Source organism: Alcanivorax sp. HI0083 (genome assembly GCF_001635175.1).
Genome location: NZ_LWFX01000983.1, coordinates 1 through 6735, shown reverse-complemented (window position 1 = coordinate 6735; position 6735 = coordinate 1). Strand labels below are relative to the sequence as shown.

The window sequence follows — 6735 nt, the reverse complement described above, 5'->3', positions numbered from 1 at the left end:
CCACCACCCCGGTGTGCGACGGGCTGACCTCCACGGCCGGCGCCGGCAGCAACGCCACCGGCTCAATGGGCGGTTCATCCAGGCGGGCCAGCGTGGCGTAGCCACCGTTGATCTGGCGGTCGGTGCCGCGGGCACCCACATCCACACGCCCTTCAATCACTTCGTTTCGAGTGGTCTCGGCGCCATCCACACCCAGGTAATACTCCGTGCCACGGACCGCCGCCACCGCGCCCGGCGTATAGACTTCGAAAGAGGCTTCATCGCTTTGCCGGGGGCTGACGCTGTTACGGATATTGCCGCGCTGCAAACGCAGCTCGGTGCGTTCGTTCTGCTGATCCAGGAAGCGACGATAGCGAGTCACCACCAGCAGGCTGGCGGGCTTGATGTAGACTTCCGACTGGTCAGCAAAACGCAGCCGGGCGCTGCTTTTTGCGGCTGTTTCCAGGGCGTCGCCAAACGCCACCGCATCACCGTTTTGCAGCTGACGGGGCTCCCCTCCCCTGGCCGGATACAGCATTACCTCACCGGTAATCGCATCCACAGTGGCCGGAATGGGTTTTTCTTTAAGCCAGCTAATCGGCACCTTCAGGGTATTACCGGGACGCAGGGAGTGAGGGTTGTCGAGCCCGTTATGGCGAGCCAGTTCGCCCCAGCAGGTTTGCGGCGACTGGGCAAACTGTTGACAGACTTTCCAGAGAGAATCGCCAGGGCGCAAGGTGTAATGCCAGTCATCCCCGGCCCAGGCCGTTGATAGCAGGCACAGCATCATAGCCGTGCTCAACCAGACCCTCATAGATGTGTCCTCAGAACCTGTTCATGATTTTATTCTTCGATCGGCTCCAGACGATAACCGTGCTGGTACACCGTTTTGATTCGGTAACCCCGTTCAGGGCGAATATGAAGGCTACGTCGAATCCGGCTGATATGCACGTCAACCGTGCGCGATTCGATCGGCGTCATGATACCCCAAACCTTCTCCAACAGGTGCGCTCGGCTCATCAGCTTGCCCACGTTCTGGAACAGATAGCAGGCCAGCTCGTAATCCTTGTCTGTCAGTTTAATCGCGTCTTCATCCAGCAGGATCTGACGTCGGGACCGATCCACGGTCCAGGGGCCCACACTCAGGGCTGTTTCTTCATCCATTTCCGATACCCCTGCCCGGCGCCCGAGAGCGCTGATACGGGCCAGCAATTCCGCTTGCTTGGTCGGTTTCACCATGTAGTCATCCGCCCCCTGGGAGAGCGCGCCAACAATCGATGATTCATCATCACGCTGGGTCGCAAACAACACCGGGGTGCGGTTACCACTGGCACGTACTTCTTCCAGCACGGCGTAGCCATTCATGTCCGGCACTTCCCAGTCGAGCACCAGAATATCGAAGGTGTCGCGCCGTAACAGGGACATGAATTCACGTCCGCTGGCCATGTGGATACAATTATGGCCAGCCTCTTTGAGCCAGTGAGTGACCAGCTCTGCCTGAGCCATGTCATCTTCGAGATAAGCAATGCGCACGGTTAAACTCCATCTGTTGCAGGCCGACATCTGCCCGCAAAGGGTACCGATCTACCAACGGATTAGCGGGAAAAGATTGTAAAATGCCCAAACGAACGATTCGACACCAAAACCGGGGGCACGTCCAATGCTTCATCGCCTGCCATGCCGCTGGCGCAACGCTCAGGCTGGCCCGCTGGTCAGCTTCAGACCAATGACACCCACCACAATCAGCGCCATAAAGGCCAGTCGCGAGGCATTGGCCGGATCCTTGAAAAAAACGATCCCCAGCAGCGTGATGCCCACTGCGCCAAGGCCTGTCCAGATCGCATAGGCCGTACCCACGGGAATGCCGCGCATGGCATAAGACAGCATCAACATGTTCAAACCGGTAAGCACCAACGAGGAGCCGATTGACAGCACCCCGGGGTTAATCTGGATCCACTTGAGACTCATGGCCCAGGCGATCTCCACGATGACCGCCAGCAGCAATACCACCCAGTACAGATTCATGCTGTTTCTCCAACACACTTGCCCGCCACGGCACAGTTACCGAAAGCAGGCACGGGCTCGTCAGGAAAACAGCGCTGTCGGAAACCCGCAAAGAGACAGTCTGCTTATACTCGGATACCGGAAGGCGCTCCCGGCGCGCCGATTATAGCGATCCCGACACAGGATGCACCCAATCCATGGACGAGACCGCCGCAACCCGCTATCATTCGCGCCCGTTGAACCCCAAGTTCTTCAAGTTTTGCGCCCGTAGCTCAGCTGGATAGAGCGTTGCCCTCCGGAGGCAAAGGTCAGAGGTTCGAATCCTCTCGGGCGTGCCATCTAAAAAGGGCCTTCCAAATGTGGGAGGCCCTTTTTTATGGGTCACAAAAAATCCGCGGGACATCCTACGCCTTCTCTCGATACGCGCTGGGCGAACATCCCTGCCAACGACGGAAGGCACGCACGAAGCCTCCGGCATCGGTGTATCCCAAATGGGCCGCCAATTCCTCGATCTTCATGGTAGTGGTGTTCAGTAATTGCAGCGCCAGTTGGCGACGTTCTTCTTCGACCAGATCCCGGTAACTGGCGCCCTCCTGTTCCAGTTTGCGGCGCAGGCTGCGAGTGGAGAGGGCCAGCTCGCTGGCCATGTCATTGAGAGTGGCCCCCAGGCCCAGTTCACCGAGCAGTTTCTGCCGAACCTTGCCGGCAAGGCCGCTGTTTTCCACGGTATCCATACGCTTCTGGCATTGCTGTTCGAGCATGCGGGTAAGTACCGGATCGTAACCGGGGAACGGCTGACCGGCGCCAGCGCGGTTGACCAGAATGCGGTTGGCACTGGCATGAAAGGCAGGAGCGATGCCACACAGGCTTTCAATGGCAGAGGCACTGACATCCGGTTCACCGGTGAACTCGACCCCCTTGAATTCCACCCCTTGAAAAGTGATTTCCCTGACCAGGTTGAGAGCGGTAGCCATGTCGCGCTCAAGAAGAAACTGGCGCAGGTGCGGGGGAATCGGGTCCGGGTCAAAAACCACACCGAAAGCCTCACCATCCTCACAAACAGTAATACAGCAGTAGGCGGTGCTTAGCGGCAAGTAACGCAGACCCAACGCAACGGCCTCACGCAGGGTTTTACAGGTACGCAGGGCAAACCCCCACACGCCGAAGGTGGCCAGGTTGTATTGCAGGCCCAGCTCAAAGCCGCCCACTCCCGCTTCCGGCAGCGCCAGCATCAGGTTTTCGATCAGGCGCATTTCCTGGGTCCGCGTCACCAGCCCCTCACCACTGGACAACTCAGTTTCCGAAATGCCCGTGCCGAGCAGGCAGATCTGCTGATCGATGCCATTGCGCTGGGCAAAGTTGAGCATGACCTGGCTGATGGCCACCGGATGGAGTGTGTCGTCTGAATGCTGCATTGCCTGTTCCGTCGGCCCGCCCCGTCCACCCTGGCCACTTCTGCAGGGCGATTGGCCACGGTAGCTATTCTGGTTTCAGTGCCGTCAACGTAGTGTTTACCCTGATGATACCAACAAAAGGCAACACCATGGACGCCGCCACATTGAACAAGCAGGCCATTGCCTGCGCCAAGCACTATATGGGGAAAACCGCCTGGCCAACAATCGTGCTGACGGCGGCTGTGGTGGCCGCCTTTATTGCCACTCTGGCACTGTTTGCCAATGGCACCCTGCCCGCCTGGAGCGCCTTTGTGTTGGTGGCAGCCCTAACCTACATGTCTTATACCCCATTGCACGAAGCCGCCCACGGCAATATTCACGGCCAGAATGACCGCCGCAAGTGGCTCAATGATCTGTGTGGCTATCTGGTGGCGCCCATTATTGCGATCCCCTACGCCTCGCACCGCATCGAGCATTTCACCCACCACCGCTATACCAACCAGCCGGACAAGGATCCTGACTTTATTATCAGCGGGATGCAGAAAGGACCATTAGGACTGCTGACCACCGGGCTGCGTTTCCAGTGGGTACAGAATACCTTTTTTGTGCAACACAGCTGGGGCAGTGCGTCGTTGACGGAAAAGCTGATTTATTGCGCTGAGCTGGTGGTATCACTGGGCTGGCGGGTTGCCTTTCTGGCGATGGTAGACGAGCCCGGCACCGTGGCCGTGCTCTTGCTGGGCTATTACACCGGCGGTCTATTCACCGCCTACTGGTTTGCCTATCGCCCCCATCACCCTTACAAGGTGAGCGAGCGTTATCGCAACACCAACAGCCTGATCATGCCCCGCTGGATGAAGCCACTGGAATGGTTCTGGCTGGGCCAGAACCTCCATTCCATCCATCACCTGTTTCCACGGGTGCCGTTCTACCAATACCACGCCCTGCACCGGGATATCGAACCGGTTCTACGGGCTCAGGGGACGCCGATCATCGGCATTTTTTCCCGTGAGCCGACATCTAAAGGGGAAAAGGTCTAGGGAACCTCTGAAAGCAGCAACAGCCACGTAAAGACGGCGACCCCCGGGCCATTAGCGCTTGAGGAAAGCGGACCCCAATGCAAGGTAAACACTGGTTTTATATATGAATCCTCTTCACGTCAATAAACATCCTGTTTCCCGCAAATAGTCGCTTTTTGCACGATTTATGGTCACTTATGACGATAAACAGCCTGTAATATTTTGTGACTGAATGTTAACTTGCGCCGGCAAAATCATAACTCGGGAAAGTTATCATGAAGTATTCAAACAAAGCCGTGCTGGCAGCCGCGATTGCTGCTGCGTCCACCCAGGTGATGGCCAATGGCCTGGCTCTGAACGAACAGAGCGCCAGCAGCGCCGGCTCTGCCTACGCAGGCCGCGCCTCTACCGCCATCAACGCCAGCACTCTGTACGGCAACCCCGCCGGCATGAGCCGCCTGGACCGCGCCGAAGTCAGCGGCGGCCTGGCCTTTATTGATGCCAGCACTGATATCAGCAACGCCCAAGGCACGCTGCCAGGCACCAACGATGGCGACATGGTGCCCTTTTCTACCGTGCCCTTTGCTTACTATGTCACTCCTCTCAATGACAAATGGCATGCTGGTATCGGCCTGTACGCCCCGTTCGGTGTGGAAAGCGATTATGAAGACGGTTGGCAGGGTCGTTACAACGGCCTGAAAAGCATGGTTCAAGTCGTCACCATTCAACCCACCGTCAGCTACGCGTTCAACGACCGTATTTCTGTGGGCTTTGGCCCCACCTTCAGCCGCATTGATGGCGAGCTGACCAGCAACCTGCCCGGCGTGGCCTTCGGTTCTGCCACAGACCCCAAAGTAGAAATTGAAGGCGACGACGAAACCGTTGGCTTTAATGCTGGCGCCCTGTTTTCTCTCACCGAAACCCTGGACTGGGGCATCACCTACCACTCTAAGCAGGAATATACCCTGGAGGGCGACACCGCCATCTCTGGCATTCCAGCAGCCTCCGGCGGCGGCCTGATCAACGGCAGCTATGATGCGAAATTAGACATCACCATGCCCGAGTCCGTTGACACCTCTTTCAGCTACCAGGCCACCGACGCACTGGCACTGTACGCAGGCGCCACCTGGACCCGCTGGAGCCGTCTGGAAGGCATTGACGTAGAGAACAGTGGCCTGAACGCCATGTTCCAGCCGCAGTTCGGCACAATCTCTGAAGAACTGAACTGGGAAGATACCTGGGCATTTGCCGTTGGCGGCGCCTACCAGCTGACCCCGAAATGGGTACTACGTGCAGGCTATGCTCATGACGAATCCCCCACCAGCGATGCTGACCGTACCGTCCGCATCCCGGTGAGCGATCGTGATATCTACACCTTGGGCGCTGGCTGGAGCCCCACTGAAGACCTGACATTCGATGCGGCCTACGCCTACATCCATGAAGAGAAAGGCAGCGTCAGCCAGACCTTTTCTGGCACGCCAATTTCCTACAGCGCCGATTTCGAAAACAGCGCTCACGGCCTGGCCCTGCAGGCGACGTACCGCTTCTGATTCCAGACGCAGGCACGTCAAATAAAAAACGGCGCCCCTGGGCGCCGTTTTTTATGCCGCTGTACGGCTGCAACACGGTTCGCGCAATCAGCTCACCGCTTCCCGTTCCGTTTCGGTAAGGTGCTTGGGGTGCCCCTGCGTCACCTTGCCCACCCAGAGCGGATGGGGCTCAGCCAGACGCACACGCTTGCGAAACTGGCGGCGCACCACCCACAGGGATGACGCCACTAGCAGCAACAGACCGTTGATCAAAAGGTTATCGGCTTCAAGAGCGTGACCACCCTCCAGCACCACCTGCAACAACGGCACCGCTAGGTAACACAACGGCGCCACCGTAAGCATCAGGCCACTGAACCGCAGCGGCGAGGCACGCAAACTCCACAACACCAGCAGCACGACGACCACACCACAAATGGCTCGCTCTGCGGTGGCCACCCAGGCAGCCCAGGGCGTATACGGCAGCCCCTTGCTGACCAGGAAACTGCACGCCACGCCGATCACAACGCCGAAACAAAGCCCAAGGGTCAGGCGCAACAGAAATGCCGATCCACGGCTTGGCCCCTGGCGATCACTGCGACGCTCGCACCACAGCACATTACCGGACACAAACAACAACGCCCCCAGCAAGCCCATGGCGAAGTACAGCCATTTCACCAGCATCCCGCCGTAATCGCCAAAATGCAGGGAGTACACCGGCGAGAACGAATCAAAGTTCAGGCTGCGCTGCCCCGGAGCGATCACGTTCAAGACACCCATCGCAGGGTCCAGCACCACATGCGCGTGATGCCC

Annotated in this window: 7 protein-coding genes and 1 tRNA gene; 3 read left to right on the top strand and 5 right to left on the bottom strand. The window is 58.2% G+C overall.

Going from position 1 to position 6735, the window contains the following annotated elements; genetic code table 11:
* From A3754_RS11715 to A3754_RS11705, 3 genes are all read right to left on the bottom strand, one after another.
* A partial coding sequence (locus A3754_RS11715; RefSeq protein ID WP_231880601.1) for a FecR domain-containing protein occupies positions 1–781 on the bottom strand: 781 nt, incomplete at its 3' end.
* Between the two features lie 41 nt (positions 782–822).
* The gene (locus tag A3754_RS11710; protein ID WP_007148755.1) at positions 823–1512 is read right to left on the bottom strand and encodes a response regulator transcription factor; all 690 of its coding nucleotides are present in this window, start codon (positions 1510–1512) and stop codon (positions 823–825) included.
* Between the two features lie 162 nt (positions 1513–1674).
* Positions 1675–2004: a multidrug efflux SMR transporter gene (locus A3754_RS11705; protein WP_007150444.1), complete on the bottom strand. Its 330-nt coding sequence runs from the start codon at positions 2002–2004 to the stop codon at positions 1675–1677.
* A gap of 240 nt (positions 2005–2244) precedes the next feature.
* Here A3754_RS11705 and A3754_RS11700 point away from each other — a divergent pair.
* A tRNA-Arg gene (locus A3754_RS11700) sits at positions 2245–2321 on the top strand.
* A 66-nt stretch (positions 2322–2387) separates the two neighbouring features.
* On the opposite strand, the gene A3754_RS11695 is transcribed toward A3754_RS11700, so the two are convergent.
* On the bottom strand, positions 2388–3398 hold the full coding sequence (locus A3754_RS11695; protein WP_063519831.1) for an AraC family transcriptional regulator: 1011 nt from the start codon (positions 3396–3398) through the stop codon (positions 2388–2390).
* 128 nt (positions 3399–3526) lie between these two features.
* Here A3754_RS11695 and A3754_RS11690 point away from each other — a divergent pair, with 128 nt between their 5' ends.
* Together A3754_RS11690 and A3754_RS11685 are read left to right on the top strand one after the other, a co-directional pair.
* On the top strand, positions 3527–4417 hold the full coding sequence (locus tag A3754_RS11690; RefSeq protein WP_063519830.1) for a fatty acid desaturase: 891 nt from the start codon (positions 3527–3529) through the stop codon (positions 4415–4417).
* A gap of 254 nt (positions 4418–4671) precedes the next feature.
* On the top strand, positions 4672–5946 hold the full coding sequence (locus tag A3754_RS11685; protein WP_063519829.1) for an OmpP1/FadL family transporter: 1275 nt from the start codon (positions 4672–4674) through the stop codon (positions 5944–5946).
* A gap of 87 nt (positions 5947–6033) precedes the next feature.
* On the opposite strand, the gene A3754_RS11680 is transcribed toward A3754_RS11685, so the two are convergent.
* The coding region (locus A3754_RS11680) for a PepSY-associated TM helix domain-containing protein (RefSeq protein WP_197468638.1) at positions 6034–6735 on the bottom strand (702 nt) is incomplete at its 5' end.